This window comes from Streptomyces durocortorensis, from assembly GCF_031760065.1.
Classification (GTDB): domain Bacteria; phylum Actinomycetota; class Actinomycetes; order Streptomycetales; family Streptomycetaceae; genus Streptomyces.
The window spans coordinates 377,153-398,983 of sequence record NZ_CP134500.1 but is presented as its reverse complement, the minus strand read 5'-3'; the positions used below and the strand labels follow the sequence as shown (position 1 = coordinate 398,983).

Annotated in this window: 20 protein-coding genes; 10 read left to right on the top strand and 10 right to left on the bottom strand. The window is 73.0% G+C overall.

Features of this window, described 5'->3' with window-relative positions; genetic code table 11:
• Nucleotides 1-8: 8 nt before the first annotated feature.
• Nucleotides 9-1,916 (bottom strand): ABC transporter ATP-binding protein, encoded by a 1,908-nt coding sequence (locus RI138_RS01560; protein ID WP_311118439.1) that lies wholly within the window; start codon nt 1,914-1,916, stop codon nt 9-11.
• Between the two features lie 159 nt (nt 1,917-2,075).
• Between RI138_RS01560 and RI138_RS01555 the strand changes: the two genes are divergently transcribed.
• On the top strand, nt 2,076-2,768 hold the full coding sequence (locus RI138_RS01555) for a ribonuclease H family protein (protein WP_311118438.1): 693 nt from the start codon (nt 2,076-2,078) through the stop codon (nt 2,766-2,768).
• Between the two features lie 89 nt (nt 2,769-2,857).
• Here RI138_RS01555 and RI138_RS01550 read toward each other — a convergent pair whose 3' ends face one another.
• The gene (locus RI138_RS01550) at nt 2,858-3,223 is read right to left on the bottom strand and encodes an ATP-binding protein (protein WP_373558822.1); all 366 of its coding nucleotides are present in this window, start codon (nt 3,221-3,223) and stop codon (nt 2,858-2,860) included.
• Between the two features lie 213 nt (nt 3,224-3,436).
• On the opposite strand from RI138_RS01550, the gene RI138_RS01545 reads away from it, so the two are divergent.
• From RI138_RS01545 to RI138_RS01535, 3 genes are all read left to right on the top strand, one after another.
• Nucleotides 3,437-4,270 carry a helix-turn-helix domain-containing protein gene (locus RI138_RS01545; protein WP_311118437.1) on the top strand — a complete coding sequence of 278 codons (834 nt, stop codon included), beginning with the start codon at nt 3,437-3,439 and terminating at the stop codon, nt 4,268-4,270.
• A 71-nt stretch (nt 4,271-4,341) separates the two neighbouring features.
• Nucleotides 4,342-5,442 carry a PP2C family protein-serine/threonine phosphatase gene (locus RI138_RS01540; protein WP_311118436.1) on the top strand — a complete coding sequence of 367 codons (1,101 nt, stop codon included), beginning with the start codon at nt 4,342-4,344 and terminating at the stop codon, nt 5,440-5,442.
• Nucleotides 5,443-5,513: 71 nt separating this feature from the next.
• Nucleotides 5,514-5,843: a YkvA family protein gene (locus RI138_RS01535; RefSeq protein ID WP_311118435.1), complete on the top strand. Its 330-nt coding sequence runs from the start codon at nt 5,514-5,516 to the stop codon at nt 5,841-5,843.
• A gap of 147 nt (nt 5,844-5,990) precedes the next feature.
• On the opposite strand, the gene RI138_RS01530 is transcribed toward RI138_RS01535, so the two are convergent.
• Nucleotides 5,991-7,346 carry a DUF6777 domain-containing protein gene (locus RI138_RS01530; protein WP_311118434.1) on the bottom strand — a complete coding sequence of 452 codons (1,356 nt, stop codon included), beginning with the start codon at nt 7,344-7,346 and terminating at the stop codon, nt 5,991-5,993.
• Nucleotides 7,347-7,559: 213 nt separating this feature from the next.
• On the opposite strand from RI138_RS01530, the gene RI138_RS01525 reads away from it, so the two are divergent.
• Nucleotides 7,560-8,849 (top strand): streptophobe family protein, encoded by a 1,290-nt coding sequence (locus RI138_RS01525; protein WP_311118433.1) that lies wholly within the window; start codon nt 7,560-7,562, stop codon nt 8,847-8,849.
• Between the two features lie 71 nt (nt 8,850-8,920).
• On the opposite strand, the gene RI138_RS01520 is transcribed toward RI138_RS01525, so the two are convergent.
• The 3 genes from RI138_RS01520 to RI138_RS01510 are packed head-to-tail and all read right to left on the bottom strand — an operon-like array spanning nt 8,921 to nt 13,288.
• Nucleotides 8,921-9,952 (bottom strand): serine/threonine-protein kinase, encoded by a 1,032-nt coding sequence (locus RI138_RS01520; protein WP_311118432.1) that lies wholly within the window; start codon nt 9,950-9,952, stop codon nt 8,921-8,923.
• Nucleotides 9,953-9,958: 6 nt separating this feature from the next.
• The gene (locus tag RI138_RS01515) at nt 9,959-10,915 is read right to left on the bottom strand and encodes an SH3 domain-containing protein (RefSeq protein WP_311118431.1); all 957 of its coding nucleotides are present in this window, start codon (nt 10,913-10,915) and stop codon (nt 9,959-9,961) included.
• A 9-nt stretch (nt 10,916-10,924) separates the two neighbouring features.
• Nucleotides 10,925-13,288: an FHA domain-containing protein gene (locus RI138_RS01510; protein WP_311118430.1), complete on the bottom strand. Its 2,364-nt coding sequence runs from the start codon at nt 13,286-13,288 to the stop codon at nt 10,925-10,927.
• Nucleotides 13,289-13,557: 269 nt separating this feature from the next.
• Between RI138_RS01510 and RI138_RS01505 the strand changes: the two genes are divergently transcribed.
• Nucleotides 13,558-13,974, top strand: a complete 417-nt coding sequence (locus RI138_RS01505; RefSeq protein WP_096623947.1) for an acyl-CoA thioesterase — start codon at nt 13,558-13,560, stop codon at nt 13,972-13,974.
• A 12-nt stretch (nt 13,975-13,986) separates the two neighbouring features.
• Here RI138_RS01505 and RI138_RS01500 read toward each other — a convergent pair whose 3' ends face one another.
• From RI138_RS01500 to RI138_RS01485, 4 genes are read right to left on the bottom strand one after another with little or no spacing between them, the layout of a single operon-like run.
• Nucleotides 13,987-14,892 carry an SAM-dependent methyltransferase gene (locus RI138_RS01500; protein WP_311118429.1) on the bottom strand — a complete coding sequence of 302 codons (906 nt, stop codon included), beginning with the start codon at nt 14,890-14,892 and terminating at the stop codon, nt 13,987-13,989.
• Nucleotides 14,841-15,506, bottom strand: coding sequence for a cysteine hydrolase family protein (locus tag RI138_RS01495; RefSeq protein ID WP_311118428.1), 666 nt, complete (start codon nt 15,504-15,506; stop codon nt 14,841-14,843). The genes RI138_RS01500 and RI138_RS01495 overlap by 52 nt, the downstream gene beginning before the upstream one ends.
• On the bottom strand, nt 15,503-16,603 hold the full coding sequence (locus tag RI138_RS01490; RefSeq protein ID WP_311118427.1) for an isocitrate/isopropylmalate family dehydrogenase: 1,101 nt from the start codon (nt 16,601-16,603) through the stop codon (nt 15,503-15,505). The genes RI138_RS01495 and RI138_RS01490 overlap by 4 nt, the downstream gene beginning before the upstream one ends.
• Before the next feature lie 35 nt (nt 16,604-16,638).
• The gene (locus RI138_RS01485; RefSeq protein WP_311118426.1) at nt 16,639-17,172 is read right to left on the bottom strand and encodes an EF-hand domain-containing protein; all 534 of its coding nucleotides are present in this window, start codon (nt 17,170-17,172) and stop codon (nt 16,639-16,641) included.
• Between the two features lie 451 nt (nt 17,173-17,623).
• On the opposite strand from RI138_RS01485, the gene RI138_RS01480 reads away from it, so the two are divergent.
• The 4 genes from RI138_RS01480 to RI138_RS01465 all read left to right on the top strand — a co-directional run bounded on the left by RI138_RS01480 (nt 17,624) and on the right by RI138_RS01465 (nt 21,781).
• Nucleotides 17,624-18,844 carry a cytochrome P450 gene (locus RI138_RS01480; protein WP_311118425.1) on the top strand — a complete coding sequence of 407 codons (1,221 nt, stop codon included), beginning with the start codon at nt 17,624-17,626 and terminating at the stop codon, nt 18,842-18,844.
• 50 nt (nt 18,845-18,894) lie between these two features.
• Nucleotides 18,895-20,013, top strand: a complete 1,119-nt coding sequence (locus RI138_RS01475; RefSeq protein WP_398862127.1) for a 3-oxoacyl-[acyl-carrier-protein] synthase III C-terminal domain-containing protein — start codon at nt 18,895-18,897, stop codon at nt 20,011-20,013.
• 100 nt (nt 20,014-20,113) lie between these two features.
• Nucleotides 20,114-21,304 (top strand): S8 family peptidase, encoded by a 1,191-nt coding sequence (locus RI138_RS01470; protein ID WP_311118423.1) that lies wholly within the window; start codon nt 20,114-20,116, stop codon nt 21,302-21,304.
• A gap of 159 nt (nt 21,305-21,463) precedes the next feature.
• Complete coding sequence (locus tag RI138_RS01465; protein ID WP_311118422.1) at nt 21,464-21,781, top strand: cupin domain-containing protein; 318 nt, start codon at nt 21,464-21,466, stop codon at nt 21,779-21,781.
• Nucleotides 21,782-21,831: the final 50 nt, after the last annotated feature.

The window sequence follows — 21,831 nt, the reverse complement described above, 5'->3', positions numbered from 1 at the left end:
GGAGCGGGTCAGCGGACCGGCTCGATCTCCCGGATCTCGTCCTCCCCGTCCGCCGACGGCCGATCGAACTGGGTGCGGTACAGCTCCTCGTACCGCCCGCCCGCCGCCAGCAGTTCGGTGTGCGTGCCGTTCTCCACGATCCGGCCCGCCTCCACGACCAGGATGCGGTCGGCCGCCCGCACGGTCGAGAGCCGGTGGGCGATCACCACGGCGGTCCGGCCCGCCAGCGCCTCGGTCAGGGCCTCCTGCACGGCGGCCTCCGAGGTGGAGTCGAGGTGCGCGGTCGCTTCGTCGAGGATCATGACGCGCTGGCGGGCCAGCAGCAGCCGGGCGATGGTGAGCCGCTGACGCTCACCGCCGGAGAGCCGGTAGCCGCGCTCGCCCACCACCGTGTCCAGACCGTCCGGCAGCGAGGCGATCAGACCATCGAGCCGGGAGCGGCGCAGGGCGTCCCAGATCTCGTCCTCGGAGGCGTCGGGCCGGGCGAGCAGCAGATTGGCGCGTACGGACTCGTGGAACAGGTGCCCGTCCTGGGTGACCATGCCGAGCGTGTCCCGGATCGAATCGGCGCTCAGGTCCCGTACGTCGACACCGTTCAGCCGTACGGCACCGGCATCCGCGTCGTACAGCCGGGGCAGCAGCTGCGCGATCGTCGACTTGCCCGCACCGGACGAGCCCACCAGGGCGATCATCTGGCCCGGTTCGGCGCGGAAGGACACCTCGTGCAGGACCGGTGTGCCGCCCCGGTCGTCGAGTGCGGCGACCTCCTCCAGGGAGGCGAGGGAGACCTTCTCGGCGGAGGGGTAGCCGAAGGAGACCCGGTCGAACTCCACGGAGACCGGACCCTCGGGCACCGGACGGGCGTCCGGCTTCTGCTCGATCAGCGGCTTCAGGTCCAGGATCTCGAAGACCCGCTCGAAGCTGACGAGCGCGCTCATCACCTCGACCCGCGCCCCGGCGAGCGCGGTGAGCGGCGCGTACAGCCGGGTCAGCAGCAGGGCCAGTGCCACGACGGCCCCCGCCTCCAGGCTGCCGCGCAGGGCGTAGAAGCCGCCGAGCCCGTACACGAGCGCCAGGGCCAGGGCCGATACCAGGGTCAGCGCGGTGATGAACGCCGACTGGACCATCGCCGTACGGACACCGATGTCCCGGACCCGGTCGGCGCGGGCGGCGAACTCCGCGGACTCGTCGGACGGCCGCCCGAACAGCTTGACGAGGGTCGCGCCGGGGGCGGAGAACCGCTCCGTCATCTGCGTGCCCATCGCGGCGTTGTGGCCCGCGGCCTCCCGCTCCAGCCCGGCCATCCGGGCTCCCATCCGGCGGGCGGGCACGACGAAGACGGGGAGCAGGACTAGCGAGAGCAGGGTGATCTGCCAGGAGAGCGTGAGCATCACGGCGAGCGTCAGCAGCAGGGTGACGAGGTTGGAGACGACCCCGGAGAGCGTGTTGCTGAACGCGCGCTGGGCGCCGATCACATCGTTGTTGAGCCTGCTGACCAGGGCGCCGGTCCGGGCCCGGGTGAAGAAGGCCACCGGCATCTTCTGGACGTGGTCGAACACGGCGGTGCGCAGGTCCAGGATCAGACCCTCGCCCAGCGTCGCCGACAACCAGCGTGTGAGCAGCGCCAGCCCGGCTTCGAGCACCGCGATCAGCGCGATGAGCAGGGCGAGCCGGATGACCGTCCCGGTCTCCTCACCCTTGACGATCGCGTCGACAACCCGGCCGGCGAGGACCGGTGTGGCCACGGCGAGCAGCGCGGTCACGACGCTGAGCAGCAGGAACCGGCGGATGCGCCGCCGGTGGGGGCGTGCGAAGACCAGGATGCGGCGCAAGGTGGCCCGGGAGAATGGCCGGCGGTCCTCCTGGGCGTTGATCGCACTGTGCAGCGAGTGCCAAGCCGTGACTTCCATGTCCATGGGGCGCTCCGAATCTGATGGCCAGGGGTGTCCCGTCGGCCGTGCGGCCCCGGGTGCACTGAGAACGCTAAAACCCGAAGTTTGGTTGAGGTCAAGGCCGCGCGTGGCTCCTGCGGGCGGCCGGTCGGAACGGTCATGCGGGGCTGGCATGATCGAGGGATGAACGAGTGCATCATCGCCGCCTGTGACGGGGCGTCCAAGGGCAATCCGGGACCGGCCGCCTGGGCGTGGGTCGTGGCTGACGCGGAGGGGACCCCCGTGCGCTGGGAGGCCGGACCGCTCGGCACCGCGACGAACAACGTCGCCGAGCTGACCGCGCTGGCCGAGTTGCTGGAATCCGTCGATCCGGCGGTGCGCGTCGAGGTGCGGATGGACTCGCAGTACGCGATGAACGCCGTGACCAAGTGGCTGCCGGGCTGGAAGCGCAACGGCTGGAAGACCTCCGGCGGGAAGCCCGTCGCCAATCGTGAGCTGGTCACCCGGATCGACGCCCTGCTCGCCGAGCGCTCGGTGACCTTCCGCTATGTCCCCGCCCATCAGGTGGACGGGGATCCGCTCAACGCGCTCGCCGACCAGGCCGCGAGCGAGGCCGCGGTGGCCCAGCGCCCGGCTGGCACGGCGCACGGCGAGACGGCTCTGCCGGTGCCCGCTCCCGCACGGTCGACGAAGGCGAAGGGGCGTACGGAAGACTCCGGCGCGGCGGGCGCTTCGCGGGGCGGGCGGTCCACCGGCACGATCAAGGCGCGGTTCGCGGGCCGGTGCCACTGCGGAAAGCCGTACGCGGCCAAGGAGCCCATCGCGAAGAACCCGAACGGCTGGGGACACCCGGAGTGCCGTACGGCCCCTGCCTGAGGTCGGGTCCCTGCCTTGGTCCCGGTCCCCGCCGGAGGCGGGGCGGCGTCGGCGCCGAGACCGCGGGCGGCGTCAGAGGGCGAGCGGCGTCAGAGGTCGGCCCAGACGAGTCGGCCCGCCAGTGCGGCGCGGGTGCCCCAGCGGGCCGCCAGCGCGTCGACGAGCAGCAGGCCCCTGCCGTCCTCGGACAGGCAGTCGATCGCATCATCGGCGCCGAGGCCGCCGGTCTCCCGGGCCGAGGCCCTCAGCAGCTCCACCGAGTCGTCAGGACAGGCGGGGGAGGGGATACGGGCCCGGCCGCGGTTCCACACGCACAGGCGTACCCCGCCGGGCGAGCGCAGGAGGCGACAGCGGATCCGCCGGGTGCTGGTGTGCTGCACGGCGTTGGTGACCAGTTCCGTCACGATGAGAGCGGCCGCCTCGACGCGGTCGGCGGGTTCTCCCCACGCGCGCATCGCCTCCTGCACCCGGTGCCGCGCCTCCGGCACCCCCCTGGGCGATCGGGGCACCCACCAGCTGTGCGCACCTCGGCCGCCTCCGGCATCGGGGGCGCGTTCCGCGCAAATGGCTATTTCCGACATGTATGCACTCTCGACGCAAAACGCGTACTTTGCAACCGACAGAGTGTGTAGTGCTCCCTATCGGGGCTCGACGAGGAAGGTATCCGCATGCGAGCCCGCTCCGGTCCCACCGTGGAGCACCGCGTACTGGCGGTCCGCCTCCGGCTGCTGCGGGAACGCGCCGGGATCAGTCTCCGGGCCGCCGCGGAGGCACTGGATGCCCACCCCGCCACCGTCCGGCGGATCGAACGGGCCGAGACCGGACTCGACGCCCGGCAGGTCAGCGAACTGCTGCGCTGCTACGGAGTCCCGCCCGCTGTCGCCGAGCCCATGATGGCCAAACTCGCCGACGCGAACCTGCCCGGCTGGTGGCACCGCTGGCGGGACGCGATGGACGCCTGGCAGCAGGAGGTCATCGGCGTGGAGTCCTCGGCCAGTCTCGTGCGGACCTGGCACCCGGCGCTCGTGCCCGAGCTGCTGCGCACCCCCGCGTACGCCGCCGCGCTCCACCGCACGCAGTATCCGGACGACCCCCCGGCCCGGCTGGAGCGCCGCGTCGAACTGCTGCGGGAGCGGCGCCGGCGGATGCGTGAGCGCGGAGCCGACCTGTGGGCCCTGTTCCCGGCCGCGGCCCTGCACACCCGGGTCGGCGGACCGGAGACGATGGCCGGGCAGCGGGCGGCGCTGGCCGAGGCGATGCGGGAGCGGCACATCACTGTCCAGGTGGTGCCCATGGACCACCCGCCGCACCCCCTGACCGGCATGCCGCCGCTTCACCTGCTGCGGGTCCCCGCCCCCGAGATCGGCGACCAGGCCGTCCTGGAGACCCCCGGCGTCCGGGTCGACGTCGTCGACGACCCCGAGACCGTGATGGCCCACCGCATCCGGCTGGACGCCGCGTGCGCCGCCGCGCCCCGTCCCGGGACTCCGCTGCCGGAGTGAGCGGCCACGGGCGGAGCCCTCCCGGCCCGCGCCGGGATGCGAGGGCCGCCGACCCCGTACAGCGTGGGGGAGTGGTGGAGCTGCGCAGAGCCCAGTGGATCCCGGTGGGGGTCATCGTGCTGGCCGCCGTGCTGGACCTGGCCACTCCGACGGACGTCACCTCCGCGCCGCTGCTGATGGCCGCGCCCGTCGCCGCCGCACCGCTCCTGAGCCTGCCCGGCATCATCGCGATCGGCGCCCTGTCCATGGCCGTCCACGCGGCCCTCGCCTGGATCAACGGCACCTTCGGCTGGCACCGGGGCGTCGCCAACCAGCTCACCCTTCTGGCCGTAACCGTGCTGGCCGTCCTCATCCACCGCGCCCTGGAGGGCCAGACCGCTCGGACCCGCCGTGCCCGGCAGGTCGCCGCCGTGGCCCAGAGCGCCGTCCTGCCCAGGCCCCCGTCACGGCTCGGCGAGCTCAGGATCGCCGCCCGGTACGTGCCCGCCGAGGACGAGGCCATGATCGGCGGCGACCTCTACGTCGTCCAGGACACCCCGCACGGGGTGCGCGTGATGGTCGGGGACGTACGGGGCAAGGGCCTGGGCGCGGTGAGCGCGGTCTGCGCGGACCTGGGCGCCTTCCGTTACGCCGCGGACGAGGCCGAGGACCTGCCCCGCCTGGTGGCCTCCCTGGAACGGGCCCTGCTGCGCGAGGGCGGCCGTCGCGGCGGCCACGAGCGGGACGAGGGGTTCACGACGGCCCTGATCGCCGAGTTCTCCGTCGGCCTCGACACCGTACGGGTCATCAACCGCGGGCACCCGCCCCCGGTGCTGCTGGACGCCGGGGGCCGGGCCGCCGTCCTGGAACCGTCCGAGGAGGCGCCCCCGCTCGGCATGAGCGCCCTGGGCGCCTGGTCGGCCCCGGTCGACACGTTCTCCTTTCCACCCGGCGCCACCCTCATCTGCTACACCGACGGGGTCACCGAGGCCCGCGACGAGTCCGGGGTCTTCTACGACGCGGCCGTGCGCCTGCCCCATCTCGTACGTCACCGGGCGCTGACCGGTGATCCGGCCACCCCGGCGCAGATCCTCCACCTCATGATCGAGGACGTGGGACGGCACACCGGCGGCCGGATCCAGGACGATCAGGCGCTCCTCGCCCTGCACCGGCCCCTGGGCGTGCATGGATGACGAGCGGCGCGCGCCGCCGTAGGCGTACGGGTCGGGCGGAAGTACGCGAAAAGGTGGGTAGATGATGAGCCATGGACACAACCGCTTGGCTCGTTGTCGCCGCCGTGGCCGCGCTGATCACCCTGGTTCTGGCCGCCGTGCTCCTGGTGCGCGTCTTCAAGGCCAGGAAACTCCTGGTGGACTCCGGGATTCCGCTGCGCAGCAAGGCGCTCGTCTGGGCGGCCGTGATCTACACGGTGTCGCCCGTCGACCTGCTGCCGGACCCCGTCTACCTCGATGACATCGGATTCCTGCTGGTCGCCCTGCGCTCCCTGCACTCGGCCGCGTCGGCCGCCGGAGTGCGTACGGGCCAGCGGGCGGAGGCGCCGACGGGCACCCCGGTGGAGATGAAGACCCTCTAGGCGTATTGGCCCGCTTGGCCCGCGCGGTGTTGGTGACGCGGCTGATGGGCGGGCGTCCGGAAAGTCACGGTCCAGGCTCGACGTTCCGGGCACGGCCCAGGGCTGTCCCGTCATCCCTGGCGGATCAGCGTGATTACAGGGCAGCCCTCAGGCCCGGGCGGCGGCCGCCGGTGCCCCCGTCTGCGGCTCGGGGTCCTGCGGGTTCGGCGAACCGGGCGCCGAGGGCTGCGGGGCCGACTGAGAGCCGGGCGGGTCGGCGGGCGGCGGCTCGGAGGTGGCCGGGTCGTCCGGGGGCGGTTCCGAGGTGGCCGGGTCGTCCGGCGGGGGCTCGGAGGTCGCAGGGTCCTCACCCGGCGGTGACGTCTGCTCGTCCGGCGAGGCGGAGGGATCCGACGGGGGACACGGCCGGTCCTGGTCGTCACGCGATCCCGGCGGACAGGGCGAGGCGGACGCGTCCTCGGGAGGATCGGTCCTCTTGTCGCCGTCGCCCGTGTCGCCGGCGAGCCGCTCGAACCAGTCGCCGTTCTCCGGGTCGACCATCACGAACTCCTTCACCGGTTTCGCCGACGGCTCGACCACGACCACGTCCGACGCCCGGTAACCGGGCCAGGCCTGCCCCGTCGTGCGGGGAGTGCTGTCCTGGGCGACGGGCGGCAGCAGCGGGTTGCCGCAGGCGCAGCGGACCCGGGGCACGCCGCGGTCGTCGACGAGGACCGCCGTTCCGGCCTGGAGCACCGCCTGATAGGCCGTCGCCTCGCCGTCCCGGAAGCCGTGGTTGGTGACACGGGTGTCCATCCGGAGCGTCACGGGGGTGAGGTCGCGCAGATAGCCGGGGACGGCGGACGGCTCGATGTCCTGGACCGAGGCGAACGCCCGGTTCTTGTCCGGGGCCGCCGCCAGCGTGTCGATCTGCTTCTCCACATCGCAGCTGGCGACCTGGCGGGTGCCCCCGTACAGACCGGGCGCCGCGCCGTCGACCCCGCGTGTCACCTGGGTGCCGGTCGCCGTTCCGCTGGGCGCCTTCGAGGGCGTCGCCGTCCCCGGCTCGGCCGCGTCGTCGTTGGCCGTGGACTCCGTGAACGGATCGGGCCCCGAGGAGCCCGCCGCCTGGAGGAACACCTCGCCGCCCGCCTTCGAGCCGCCGTCGGGCCGGGTCAGGAAGACGATCAGCACGACCGCCGCCACCAGCGCTGTGGCGATCGCCGCGATCCGGGGGACCGAACGCCACCAGGGGCGCCCGGGGCCGGAACCGGGAGTGGCGCCCGAGCCGTGCCCAGGGCCCCCGCCCGCGCCACCGGAACCTCCCGCGCCGCCGGAGCCGCCGCCGTCCCCCGAACCGCCGGAGCCGCCCGGTCCGCCGTGGTCGTCACCGCTGGGCGGGCCGGGCGGTGGACTGGACACGGTGGGAGGCGGAGGCGTCGGACCACCGGACTGCGAAGGGCCCGAGAGCGGGCCGGAGGGCGGTCCTGTGGGGCGGCCGGATGACGGCGGCTGGACACTCACGGGCTCTTCTTCCCGTCGTCGGTACCCGCCCCGGACACCCGTGCCGGGTCCGTTTCCGTACCGGGGCGCCCATGCCGTTGCCGTACGAGCGCTGATCGGTAATCCGGGGCATATCGCCTCATTCTGTGTCCCGCCCGGCTGGTCTCCGCAAGCGGAGGGAGGGACCGGTTATTTCGGGGGGCGCGGCATCCGGTCCCTGCCTAGCGTGACAGTGTGAACGTCCGCGCGAGCAACGACAGGAACACCGCACGCACCCCGCACGGCTGGCGCGACGCGCTCGTCGCGGTCCTCCCCGGCGTGCTCGCCATGCTGGCGACCGCGGCCCTCGGTCTGTGGGCCGCCGGTGCGGCCGGGCTGCCCGGCGGGGCCTTTCCAGCGGTCGTCGCCGCGGTCGTGGTGATGGCGGCCGGAGGCTCCGTAGGACTCTCCGGGGACACCGGACCTCTCGTGGGGACGCAGGCCGACCTCTCGGTGCTCCCGCTCTCCGTGACCCTGGTGGGCGCCCTTCTCGTCGCCCGCGGATTCCTCCGCCCGCTGCGCCACCGGGCCGTCGCGGGCACCCGCGAACTGGCGGGCTGGGCGGGCCGGGTCGCCGCGCTGTGGATCGTCGCCCTGATCGTGCTCTCGCTCGTGGCCCGGCACACCTTCACCCTTTCGGCCGACGAGCTCACCGGCAGCGGTGCCGGGGACCTCCTGGGCGGCTCGCCCAAGGTCGGCTTCCGGGCGGAGATCCCCCTGACCCTGGTCTTCGGGCTCCTCTGGCTCGCCGGGGTCCTGGTCCTGGCCCTGCTCGTCTCGCGCCGCGCCCCGCTGCCGCCCCGGCTGGTGCGCTTCCAGGAGCCCGTACGCCCGGCTGCCTTCGCCATGGTGGTGCTGCTCCTCGTGTGCGTCGCGCTCGGCGTCGTCGCCGGTCTCGTCGTGATGATCACGCACGGGCACCCCGCCGAGACCGCGGCGGTGATCCTCCTCGGGCTTCCCAACCTGGTCTGGCTCGCGTTCACCCTCGGGCTCGGCGCCTCCTGGGAGGGGAAGGTCGAGGGCCCCTTCGGACTGCCGATGCCCCAGGTCCTCGACACCGTCCTGCGCACCCCCGACCTCTCCACCCTCAACCTGACCACCCTCGCCGCGCAGGACGGGCGCGTTCGCTGGCTCGTGGCCGCCGCCACCCTGCTGCTGCTCGGCGCCGCGTTCCTCATGGCGGCCCGCTCGCCCGCCCGGATGCGCCTGTGGCAGCACGCGGTGCACATGGCGGCGGCGCTCTCCCTGACCGTGCTGTTCATCTGCCTCACCGCCCGGGTCTCCGCGCACTACGGGCTGTCCCTCATGGGGCTCGGCGACCTGGGCGGCGGACTCGGCGGTGAGGTGTCACTGCGCCCGAAACTGTGGACCGCCCTCGGCCTCGCCGTGCTCTGGGGGCTGGTCACCGGGTTCCTCGGGGGCCTCGCCGCCTCCCGCGTCCACCGGCGCGGCGAGATCCCGGACGAGAGCCCGCCGCCTGCCTGACCCCCTTCCCGGGTATAACCGGGCCGCGCCGACCGCCAGTCGAGCCTGATGCCTGTTCAGCCGATGGCTGTTCAGCTGCCGCCCGGGAACACCGGAGCGGCCCAGCGCGGCGGCCGGGGCGGCGGCGCGGCGGCCGCCGACCACGAACCGGCCCGCACGTCCACCCGGGTCGGCGCGTGCTGCCCGGGCCCGATCCCGGCCGCCGCGGCCCGCAGCGCGGCGACGAACCGCAGACAGGTCTCGTAACGGTCATCCGGGGCCTTGGCGAGCGCCTTCGCCAGCACGCCGTCGATGGCAGCCGGAAGACCGGGCCGCAGCCCGCTCGGCGGGGGCGGCGGATCGTACTGATGAGCCCACAACAGGGCCATGTCGTCGTCCCGCTGGAAGGGGGGCGCTCCGGTCAGGGTCTCCTGGACGACGCAGGCGAGGCTGTACACGTCGCACCGCCCGTCGACGGGCCGCCCGGAGATCTGTTCCGGCGCCACGTAGTCGAGGGTGCCGACGAACTGGCCGACCGTGGTGAACCCGGTCAGCGACAGGGACTTCTTCGTCAGCCCGAAGTCGGTGAGGTACACGTGCTCCGGATGGTCGCTGTCGGTACCCGCCGCCACCAGGATGTTCCCCGGCTTCACATCCCGGTGCACCAGGTCGTGGTCATGGGCCGCGTCGAGCGCGGAGGCGACCTGCGCGCCGATCCGGACGGCGGCCGTCAGGTCCAGCGGCCCGCGCCGGTCGATGAGGACACGCAGATCGGCGCCCGCGACATAGCGCATGGCGATGTAGAGCAGTCCCTCGGTCTCACCCGCCTCGAACACCGGCACGATGTGGGGGTGGTCGATCGCGGCCGCCACCCGCGACTCGTGAGTGAACCGCTGCCGGAAGGTGTCGTTGCGGGCCAGTTCCGGCGCGAGCAGCTTCAGCGCGACGGTCCGGTCCAGCCGCAGGTCCCTGGCCCGGTACACGACCGCCATACCGCCCCGGCCGACCTCGGCCTCCACGAGGTAGCCAGCGATCCGCTTGCCGACGAGATCGTCGTCCCGCCCGGTGGGCAACGCGGCGTCGTGCGACGGGGGAGGCGGCGGGGGCGGAGGCGGAGGCGTCATCGGCGGTCACCGCCCTGCGTTCCCCGACGCCCCGCCACCACGCGGCTCGTCGGCCCCGGCTACGGGGGCCGCCCGGGTGGGTTCGGGGGCGTCTGGGGGTACGACGCGGGTGGGTTCGGGCCCCTCGGCCGGGACGACGTCGGTGGGGTCGGGGGCGTCGGCTGGGACTACGCGGGTGGGTTCGGGGCCTTCGGGGGGTACGACGCGGGTGGGTTCGGGCCCCTCGGCTGGAACCACGCGGGTGGGCTCGGGTCCGTCCGTCGAAACGACGCGAGCCGGTTCGGGTCCTTCCGCGGGAACCACGCGCGTAGGCTCGGGGCCGTCCTCGGCGGGATGGGCCCCGAGGCCGCCGCCGTCACGGGCCTGGCCCGCCGCCGCATGGCCCGCGCCCTCCGGTCTCGCCCCCGCCCCGCGCGCCCCCGCACCGCCCGCGCCCTCCGGAGCCGCGCCCTCCCGGCCCGCGCCCTCCTGGCTCGCCCCCGGCCCCGACTGCGCCGCATACGTACTCAGTTGCGTCCCGTCGCAGAACACCCACCGCTCGTGCTCCGCGTCGTACAGCCACACCGACTCCCCGTCCACGACCACCCCCACCCGCCGCCCCCGCGTCCGCTGCCGGAAGGCTTCACCGTCGCTGCGGCCCTCGGCCAGGTCCTGGGCCGCGCGGCGGTACTCGCTCAGCGACTCCTCCGTCCTCGCCAGCAGCGGCCGCGGGTCCGCGGTGCGGGCGAGCGGCTGCCCGGGGGCCGGGGGTGTCTGCGGTACGGAGACGAGGAGCCGTCCGTCGACCCACGCCGACCAGCCGTTGGAACAGCCGACGTACGCCCAGTCCCCGCGACGGTCCAGCAGCTGCACCGGAAGCAGGGCGTCCAGAGGGTCGGTGGGCCGGGAGACGTCGGGCGCCTCCCAGGCCGGCAGCCCGTCCCGCGGGACGACATGCGTGGGGCGGAACTCCGGCGTCGCCATGGAACCGCCTCACTTCCGCATGACCGCGGGCTCGTGCCGCCTCAGCAGTTTCGCGACCACGTATCCGAAGACGAGCGAGAGGACGGCCAGCATGCCCATGTTGAGCAGCCAGACCCCTGCGGAGTGCCCGAAGAGGGGGTCGGACGTCAGCTCGCCCGGCACGATCCGCGCCAGATCGATCGTCCCGGCCATCGCGCCGAGCGCCCACCGCGAGGGCACCAGCCAGGACAGCTGCTCCACCCCGGGGACCCCGTGCAGCTTGAGGAGGGCGCCGCAGAAGACGACCTGGACGATCGCGAGGAGGACGAGCAACGGCATCGTCACCTCCTCCTTGCGAACCAGCGCGGACACCAGCAGACCGAGCATCATCGCGGTGAACGACAGCAGGGCGACGGCCAGCGTGATCTCCACCAGGGGTGGCAGGAAGACCCCTTCGCCGCCCGGCGCGTTGAGATCGACGCCCACCAGACCGACCAGGGTCAGCACGACGGCCTGGAGGACGGTGACGGTCCCCAGCACCACGATCTTCGACATCAGATAGGCGGATCTGGACAGGCCGACCGCACGTTCCCGCTGGTAGATCACCCGTTCCTTGACCAACTCCCGTACGGCGTTGGCCGCGCCGGTCAGCACGCCACCCACGCACAGGATGAGCAGGGCGTTCATCGCCGTCTCCTGGGTGAGCCGGCTGCCCGCCAGCGCTCGGGCCATCGCGCCCATGACGAAGGGCAGCGCGATCATGATGATCAGGAACGTCCGGTCCGCGCTGAGGGCGGCGGCGTAACGGCGGACGAGGGTGTGCAACTGCGCACCCCAGTTACGGGTCTTGGGGGGCGGTGCCACCAGCGCCCCGGGCGCGGCCGGGGGCAGATGGGGCTGGGCCGAGGCGCCCACGATGTACTGCCGGTGGAAGGGCGAGCCCGCGTAGGTGGTCGCCCAGTCCCGGTCGCGGTCGTTCTCGAACGCCTCGAAGGCCTCCGGCCACTCCTCGAAGCCGAAGAAGGCGAGGGCGTCCTCCGGGGGGCCGTAGTAGGCGATGCGGCCGCCCGGCGCGAGGACGAGCAGTCGGTCGCACACCTCCAGGCTGAGCACGCTGTGCGTGACCACGATGACCGTACGGCCGTCGTCGGCCAGCCCGCGCAGCATGTGCATGACGGAACGGTCCATGCCGGGGTCGAGTCCGGAGGTCGGTTCGTCGAGGAAGAGCAGCGAGGGCTTGGTGAGCAGCTCCAGAGCCACGCTCACCCGCTTGCGCTGGCCGCCGGACAGGGAGTGGATCGGCTGGTCGGCGCGCTGTCCGAGGCCGAGTTCCTGGATCACTTCGGTGACCCGTGCCTGCCGCTCCGCCTTCGCGGTGTCCTGCGGGAAGCGGAGTTCGGCGGCGTAACCGAGGGCCTTACGCACGGTCAGCTGGGAGTGCAGGATGTCGTCCTGCGGGACGAGCCCGATGCGCTGGCGCAGCTCGGCGAAGTCGCGGTAGAGGTCGCGGCCGTCGTAGAGCACGGTGCCGCTGTTGGCGGGGCGCAGCCCGGTGAGCGCGTTAAGCAGGGTCGACTTCCCGGCGCCGCTGGGCCCCACCACGCCCAGGAGGCACTTCTCGCCGACGGGGAACGAGACGCCGTCCAGCAGGGTCTTGACGCCCTTGCCCGCCCGGCCGACCGTGACCGCCAGATCCTGTACGTCCAGCGACACCTCACCGGTGTCCACGAACTCCTGGAGGACGTCCCCGACCAGGCAGAACGCGGAGTGGCCGATGCCGACGATGTCCCCGGGGCCGACGGGTCCGCGCGCCACCGGCTGGCCGTTGAGGAAGGTTCCGTTGTGGCTGCCGAGGTCGACGATCTCGTGACGGCCGTCGGCGAGCGCCCGCAGTTCGGCGTGGTGCCGGGAGACCACGAGGTCGTCGATGACGAGGTCGTTGCCCGCGTCGCGGCCGATCCGCAGGGTCTTCGCGGGCAGCGGGCGTACGGTGGTCGGCTGGCGGAACGTGCCGGTCGCCGCGGGCATCGAGACGGCCGACGGCCGGTCCCGGGCGACCGCCGGGACGGGCGGCTCCCGTCCGACCAGCACGGCACGCGGCCCGTCGCTCGGACTGCCGAAGCGGATGACGCTGCCCGCGCCGACGTCCGACGCGTGAACGCGGTGGCCGTCGGTGTACGTGCCGTTGGTGCTGTCCTCGTCCTCCAGCGTCCAGTGGTCGGCGTCGGGGCGCAGGATCGCGTGGTGCCAGGAGACCCGGATGTCGTCGATGACGATGTCGCTCTCGGGGTCGCGCCCGACATGGTAGTCCCGGCTCGGACTCATCACCGTGGAGCCGAGATCCGTCTCCAGTACGAGTTCGGGCGCAGTCGGGGTCGCAGGCCGCTCTCCCATGCCCGAAATTCTACCGATACGTAACGATTAGCGCCCGCCGCCGACGGCTCGACCGTCGGATCTGCCCAGCGCGGCACGGTGGCGAGGATGACCTGCCCGCCGCCCGCCGCCCGCCGCCCGCCGCCTCGCGGAGCCGGACTTCCTGGGCCAGCCGCTGGATCATCGGCCTGCCGAACCTGCCGAACCTGCCGAACCTGCCGGTCCGGCCGGTCGGGCCCACTTCGCGGCCGAACCGGAATGCCCCGCCGCGCTCGGGCGTTCGCACGGTCATGACCTTCTCCGTTGATGTGACCGTGCGCGGCTACGAACTCGACACCCAGGGCCACCTGAACCAGGCCGTCTACCTCCAGTACGCCGAACACGCCCGCTGGGAGCTGCTGCGGGCCGCCGGACTGCCCCAGGAGAAGCTTCTGGCCGACGGGATCGGGCCGGTGCAGCTGGAGGTCACCGTCAAGTACCGCCGTGAGCTGCGGGGCGGCGAGCGGGTGCGGGTCACCTGCCGGTTCGACTACGGCACGGGCAAGACGTTCACCCTGGAGCAGCAGATCATCAAGGAGGACGGCACGGTGGCCGCCGAGATCACCGGAGTGGCCGGCGTTCTGGATCTGACCGAACGCCGGCTCGTCCCGGACCCGCGGGGCCGCCTCTCCGCCCTGGCGGGCAGCCCCGGCCTGCTCACCGGCTGACCCCGGGCCGTCTCAGCCCCGGGGCCTGTGCGCGAACACCCACCGGTTGGCCGCCAGCGCGTCACGGCGCTCCGGCAGGGGGCCGCGCCCATGGCGGCGGGTGAAGTGGAAGGGGGTGTGGACCGTCGTGGACCAGCCCCGCCCGGCCAGGTCCGCGGCCGAGTCCGGCCGGGGCTCCCCGTCGAACAGGGCGAGCAGATCGACGCCGATGCGCTCCTTCGCCGCCGCGTAGACCGGGCTGTCGCGGACGGCCGCGGACTCGATGCCGAGCTTCGCCTCGTACGCGAGCGCGCTGCCCGCCGCGCCGAGCGCGTCCACCGTGGCGACGAGCCGCCGCTCGGCGGCCCCGGGAAGGTAGAGCAGCAGCCCCTCCGCCAGCCAGGCCGCGGGCGCGGCCGGGTCGAATCCCGCCCCGGTGAGGGCCCCGACCCAGTCGAGGCGCAGATCGGCGGCGATCGTGACGCGGGTGGCACGGGTGGTGCGCCGCTCTCTTGCCAGTCCGTCGAGGACCGCCCTCTTGAACGCCAGGACCTCCTCTTGGTCGATCTCGAAGACCGTGCAGCCGGGCGGCCAGTCCAGGCGCAGCGCCCGGGTGTCCAGACCGGCCCCGAGCAGCACGACCTGCCGGACGCCGCCGTACGTCTGCCGGAGCAGGAAGTCGTCGAGGACCCGGGTCCGCAGCCCGAAGTAGCGTCCCAGCCGCCCCCACAGCGGATCGGCGTCCCCGTCCGGCACCTGGTCCGGCCGCACCGGCCACCGCGCGGACGGCCGGGCCGCCCGTACGAAGTGCTCGGCGTAGGCATCCCGGGCCAGGGCGTCGGGGCGGTGGGTCTCCACCGCCCGGGCGGCGGCCACCATCAGCGCGGTCAGCCCGACGCCTCCGGTGACGCCGCTGTCCTGCCGGGCGGTGTCGGGCACAGGTCCTCCTCCCCGGGGCTGCGCGACCACACCTCGACCTGGTCGCCGGTGGTGACCCGGGCCCCGTACAGGCGGGCCATGAAGCTCAGGATCTGTTCGTCGGTGAGGTGCAGCGCGGTGGTGCAGTCGCGCAACACCGTCACCTGGAAGCCCTTCTGGAACGCTGTGCGGGCCGTCGAGTCCACGCAGACGTCCGCGAACAGCCCGACGAACACGAGATGGTCCGCACCCCGGTCGAGGAGGTGCTGCTCGAAGCCGTCGCTCAGGAACGCGTCGAAGCAGGCACGTTTGGTGAACACCGCCTCGCCCGGCCCCGGTTCCACCCCGTCGGCGAACTCCGCACCCCAGGAGCCCTCCAGGCACTTCGGCCGCTTCCCGAGCACCTCGTCCCGCCGCCGCCAGCCCGGGCCCTGGAAGCGGGCGTCCCCGAGGAAGCGGACGTGGACCACCTCCGTGCCCGAGGCCCGGGCGGCCGCGACCGCCCGGGCGGCGTTCGCGGTGACCCGCTCCAGCCGGGCCGGATCGCCCGGGTAGCGGGACGCGGCGAGCGGGCCCGCGCAGAAGTCGTTCTGGAGATCGACGACGATCAGCGCGGTCCCGCCCGGCGCGCTCATGAGGCGTCGGCCCGTACGGACATGGCCAACGGGGTCTTCCACACGGGCTGTTGGCAATCCAGTGCCTCCAGCAGGGCGTCAACCACCGCGGTGGTGGAGTGCCGCCCGCCGACGTCCGGCGTGCCGACGCCCCGCTCCGCGAGCAGGGCGAGCGCTCGTTCGGCCTCGCCCACCGCGCCCTCGCAGCCGCCGTACCGCTGTGCGATCGCCGCGGCTGCCCGTACGGTCGCCACCGGATTGACCCGGTCCAGCCCCTCCAGGTCGTCCGCGGAGCCGTGGACCGTCTGGTACTCGGTCAGCCCGTGCACGTCGGGATGGAGATGGACGTTCTCCGTGCAGCGGTTCTCCTGCCGGTCCGAGCCGAACCGGTCCAGCAGGACGACGTGCATGATGTCGGCCCACTCGTTGCCCGCGACGACGACCGTGCGGTCCCCGAGCCCGTGGGCGATCAGGTTGCGGTTGACCGTGTCCGGCTGGAACAGCCCCACCGGTACGTCGTACCGGGCGGCGATGTCCGTGACCCAGGAATCCAGCACACCGTCCAGCAGATGGAACTTGTACGCCATGACGACCCGCGCCGGACCCGCGTCGGGCCACTGCCGCCAGGCCCGCTCCACCGCGTAGGAGAGCACCTTCTCGGTGAGATCGCGGCCGAATTCCATGGTCCGGCGGACCACACCGTCCAGATGGTGGTTCTCACCGGTGTAGAAGCCCTGCGCCTGATCGCGGACCAGCAGCAGCGACGACGACCCGTCCCCGAGGGGCAGGGCGTCCACCTTCACGGCCTGGAGCCGTTGCCGCACGAGGTAGAGGGACTGCGCGTTGATCGCCGTGCGGAAGACCGCCCGGGTGCCGAGTGCGGCCTGCGTGCGGCAGAAGTCCTCGTAGTGCCCGGCGTCCTCCTCCGTGAGCCGGCGAACCGCCTCCACGCCCCCCTCCGCCCTGAGCGATACGTACGAGTGGTAGGTGCGGGGCGAGCGCAGCACGCCGATCTCCGTCCCGTGGAGCCGGGCCAGTGCGCCCAGCACCCGTTCGAAGACGGCGGCCACTTCCGTACCCGTCCCGCGGCCGACCGCGAGCCCGATGACCGGTTTCAACCATGCTCCTTCGTCGTCGTTGCGGGGGCGGCGGGTCAGACGGGGGTGCCGACGACCAGGTGGTCCCCGGGGATACCGGCCTTGTCGGGGGCGTAGTAGTCCTTGATTCCCTCGACCCAGGTCTCCACCCGGATGCGGTCCCCGTCGGAGGGCTCGAAGGCGTCGAAGAGCGCGTCGGTGTTCGCGGGCTCGAAGCCGATGGCGGCCATCAGCGCGACGAAGAGCGGCCGCTCGATCAGGCCGTCGCCGTCCGGGTCCCCGAGCGCGGCGAGCGCCTCCGCGAACACGCCGATGGTCGCGTCGAACCGCTCCGGCGACAGTACGCAGGCGGTGTACTCCTCGAAGCTGATCTCCCCGTCGCCGTTGGCGTCGAGTTCCGTGCGCAAGGTCGTCCAGTACCGGCGGAACGCCGCGCGCATCGCGTCCTTCGCCGCCGGGTCCGAGCCGTGTGCCTCCCGCACGACGCGGTCGGCCATGAGGTCGAAGTCGTCCGCTTCCAGCACGCCGTTGGCGTTGGCGTCGAGCAGGGAGAAGACGAGTGCGACGCGCCTGGTGGCCTCAGTGCTCATGAATCCGTCACCTTTCTCCGCGACTGTGCGCTGCGACCGGAGTCAGGTGCCCGGTCCGCCCGCCCACTGTCGGCCCCGACGGGTGCCGGGCACGAGGAAGCCCGGGCCGCTTCACCTGAACGATGGAATGATCACCGCGCAAACCTCCGGGCGAGGCAGGCCCGGGGGCGGGGCAGAGGCGTGTGCCCCGGGCGTGCGCCCGGGGCGGAGGGGGCCACCGTGGTGGCCGGTGACCGGATCTGGACGATCACCCCCGCCGTGGACCGGCCGCCACCACGTGAAGGCCCAGGTGACCACCGCCTGAGCGCCGGAGCGTGCGCCCCCGCTGATCGGGTTCACTGCGGAGGGTGACTGACATGTTTCGAGACCCGATGGGGGACACAGGGGAGGTCTGGTCCCGGGCCCGGATCCGGCACGCCCCATTCTCGAAGCGGTCATTGGGAGAACCTCGGTGGAGAACACCTCGGTGAAGGACACGGAATCCGTACGGAGCTGCCCGTTCGACTACGCGCAGCAATTGGAGTTCGACCCCCAGCTCAGGCAATTGCTGACCGAGGAGCCGGTGTCCCGCATCCGTATGGCCTACGGAGAGGGCGAGGCCTGGCTCGTCACCCGCTACGAGGACGTCCGGACGGTCACCACCGACCGGCGCTTCAGCCGCGGTGCCGTCCTCGGCCGTGACTTCCCCCGGATGACCCCGGAGCCGATCGTCCAGGCCGAGTCCATCAACCTCATGGACCCGCCCGCCAGTAGCCGACTGCGCAGCCTGGTCGCCAAGAGCTTCACCCCGCGCCGCGTCGAGCAGATGCGCCCCGGCACCCAGCGCGTCGTGGACCGGCTGCTCGACGAGATGGCGGACGCGGGTTCCCCGGCCGACTTCATGGCCCGTGTCGCCGCACCGCTGCCGCTGATCACCATCTGCGAGGCGCTCGACATCCCCGAGGCCGACCGCCCCTGGCTCCGCGCACACGCCATGACGATGATGACCGTCGGGGCCGCGGGCAGGGAGGACGCCATCCGTGCCAAGGCCGAACTGCGCGGCTACTTCGGCGAACTGACCGCCGACCGGCGCCGCTCCCCGGGCCAGGACCTCATCAGTACCCTGGCCACCGCCCGGGACGGCGCCGAACTGCTCGACGACGACGAACTGACCGTCATGGCGATGGTCCTGCTCATCACCGGCCAGGACACCACCACCTACCAGCTCGGCAACATCGCCTACACCCTGCTGACCCGCCCCGAACTGCTGAACCCCCTCCGGGCCGAACCGGAGCGGCTGCCCCGCACCCTGGAGGAGCTGCTGCGGTACATCCCCTTCCGCAAGGGCGTCGGCATCCCGCGCATCGCCACCGAGGACGTGGAGCTCGGCGGGGTCACCATCAAGGCGGGCGACGTGGTGCACGTGTCGTATCTGACGGCCAACCGGGACGCGGCCAAGTTCGACCGCCCCGACGAGCTGGACCCCGACCGCCCCGCCATCCCGCACATGACGTTCGGCTGGGGCGCCCACCACTGCCTCGGCGCGCCGCTCGCCGTCATGGAGCTGGAGGTCGCCTTCGCCACCCTGCTGGCCCGCTTCCCCGGCCTGCGCCTCGACGCGTCGCCCGAGGCCATCGGGTGGAACACGACGTCCATCTGGCGCTACCCCCTCGCCCTGCCCGTCACATGGTGACGCGAGCGCACGGTGACGAGAGCCTCCGCTTCAGAGAACGAGGAGAACCCATGGCGACCCTGTGCCGACCGGCCATCGCTGTGCCCGAGCACGTCATCACGATGCAGCAGACCCTGGAGCTGGCGCGGGAGACCCATCACGGGCACCCGCAGCGCGACCTCGTCCTGCGGCTCATCCAGAACACCGGCGTCCAGACCCGGCACCTCGTGCAGCCCGTCGAGGAGACCCTCAAGCACCCCGGCTTCGAGGTGCGCAACCAGGTGTACGAGGCCGAGGCCAAGGCCCGGGTCCCCGAAGTCGTCCGGCAGGCCCTCGCCCACGCCGAGACCGAACCGGCCGACATCGACCTGATCGTCTACGTCTCCTGCACCGGCTTCATGATGCCCTCGCTGACCGCCTGGCTCATCAACACCATGGGGTTCAGACCTGAGACCAGACAGCTGCCCATCGCGCAGCTCGGCTGTGCGGCCGGTGGCGCGGCGATCAACCGCGCGCACGACTTCTGCCGGGCCTACCCCGAGGCCAACGTCCTCATCGTCTCCTGCGAGTTCTGCTCGCTCTGCTACCAGCCCACCGACATCGGCGTCGGATCGCTGCTCTCCAACGGCCTGTTCGGGGACGCCGTCTCCGCCGCCGTCGTCCGGGGTCAGGGCGGCACCGGCATGCGCCTGGAGCGCAACGGCTCGCACCTGGTGCCCGACACCGAGGACTGGATCTCCTACGCGGTCCGCGACACCGGGTTCCACTTCCTGCTCGACAAGCGGGTACCCGGCACCATGGAGATGCTGGCCCCGGTGCTCCAGGACCTGGTCGATCTGCACGGCTGGTCCGTACCGGACATGGACTTCTTCATCGTCCACGCGGGCGGGCCGCGCATTCTGGACGACCTGTGCCACTTCCTGAAACTGCCGCCGGAGATGTTCCGGTACAGCAGGGCCACCCTCACCGAGCGCGGCAACATCGCCAGCTCCGTCGTCTTCGACGCCCTGGCGCGGCTCTTCGACGACGGGGGCGCGGCCGAGTCCGCGCAGGGGCTGATCGCCGGGTTCGGCCCCGGCATCACCGCCGAGGTGGCCGTGGGCAGCTGGGCGCGCCACGACCCGCCGGCGGACGTCGAACGCGATCTGGTCCGGCTGGGGCTGACCCCGAGCGTTGCGCTGTCCGGCTGAACCCGCTAAGGCGCCCGACGGGCCGGGACGAAGGAACGGGTGTTCGTGCTTCGCGGATGCACCCGATCCGTGAACGGATTCCCCACCCCGAGGAGAATGCATGCGCCTGCCCGCCCGTTGGGCCACGGCCGCCCTGCTGCTGATCGCCCCGCTGATCGCCGCCCCCGCCCCGGCCTCCGCCGACACCGGACCGCAAGGGGTCCCGGTGGAGCGGTCCACCCGGGCCGTGCCCGGGCAGTACATCGTCACCCTGGAGCCCGAACTCTCGCCGGACGCCGTCCTGAAGGAGTTCGGGCTCCGCCCGTTGTTCACGTACGGAAATGTCATGCACGGCTTCGCCGCCACGCTCACCGCCACCGAACTCGAAGCGGTGCGGACCGTACCGGGGGTGCTCGCGGTCGAGGAGAACGCCGAAGTGGCCGTGGACGCGCCCAGGGCGGGAGACTTCTTCCGGGCCCCCGCGGCCGGCTGGGGCACCGACCGCATCGATCAGCGGACCCTGCCGCTGGACGGCACCTTCACCACCACGGCCACCGGCCGGGGCGTCAAGCTGTACGTCGTCGACACCGGGATCGACGCCGCGCACAGCGAGTTCGGCGGCCGGGTCGTGAACGGCTACGACTCCGTCCGGGACGGCCGCGGGGGCATGGACTGCAACGGGCACGGCACCCACGTCGCGGGCACCGCGGGCGGCGCCACCTCCGGAGTGGCCGAGGACGCCTCACTGGTCAACGTCCGAGTCCTGGACTGCCGGGGCCGGGGCACCTGGGCGGGCATCCTCGCAGGCTTCGACTGGGTCGCCAGGGACGCGGCGAGCAGTGGCACCCCGGCCGTGCTGAACGCCTCGCTCGGCGGGGCCCGCTCCCGCGCGGTCGACGCGGCGGTCGAGGCCGTCGCCCACGCGGGCGTGCTGCCCGTCGTGGCCGCCGGGAACGACGACCGCGACGCCTGTGGCGTCTCCCCGGCCGCCGCTCACGGTGTGGTCACGGTCGGGGCGAGCGACCGGCAGGACCGGGAGACCGCCTTCAGCAACTGGGGCTCCTGCCTTGAGCTGTACGCCCCCGGCGCCGACATCGTCTCCGCCCGCCTCGGCGGCGGCACCGTCTCGCTGAACGGCACCTCCATGGCCAGCCCGCACGTCGCAGGGGTCGCCGCGCTCTACAAGGAGGAGAACCCGTCGGCCTCGCCCGCCGCCGTGAGGCGCTGGCTGACGGACACGGCCACTCCGGACGTGCTCTCGGGACTCGGCCAGGGCTCGCCGGACCGGCTGTTGTACACCGGCGGCCTCTGACGGCCTGCCGTCGGGGCCGGTGAGCGGCGACCGCGTCACGTACCTCCGCTCACCGGCCCCGCTCGCCCGCCCGGCTGCCCGGCGGCGTTTCCACCGCGAAGGCACCCGGCTGAGCCCCGGCGGATCGCGGGCCTGCCACGGCTGCGGCACAGTGGGCACATGGACGACCTCAACGCACTCGCCGAGGAACACCTGACCGCGGCCCGCGCCTCCGCGCACGGCCGCAGCGCCCACCTCCTGCTCCAGGAGCCCCCCTTGCGGCAGACGGTGATCGCCCTCACCGAGGGGACCGCGCTCGACGAGCACAACGCCCCGCCCGCCGCCTCCCTCCTCGTCCTGCACGGCACGGTCCGGCTCACGGCCGCCTCCGGGGACGCCGAGCTGCCGGCCGGGACCCTGCACCCGATCCCCCAGGAACGGCACGGGCTGCTGGCGCTCCAGGACGCGGTGGTTCTCCTCACGGCCGTCAACGACTGAGTCGCGGCCGTCCAGGGCTGACGCACCCGCCCGGGGCCCGGGGAGGGGTG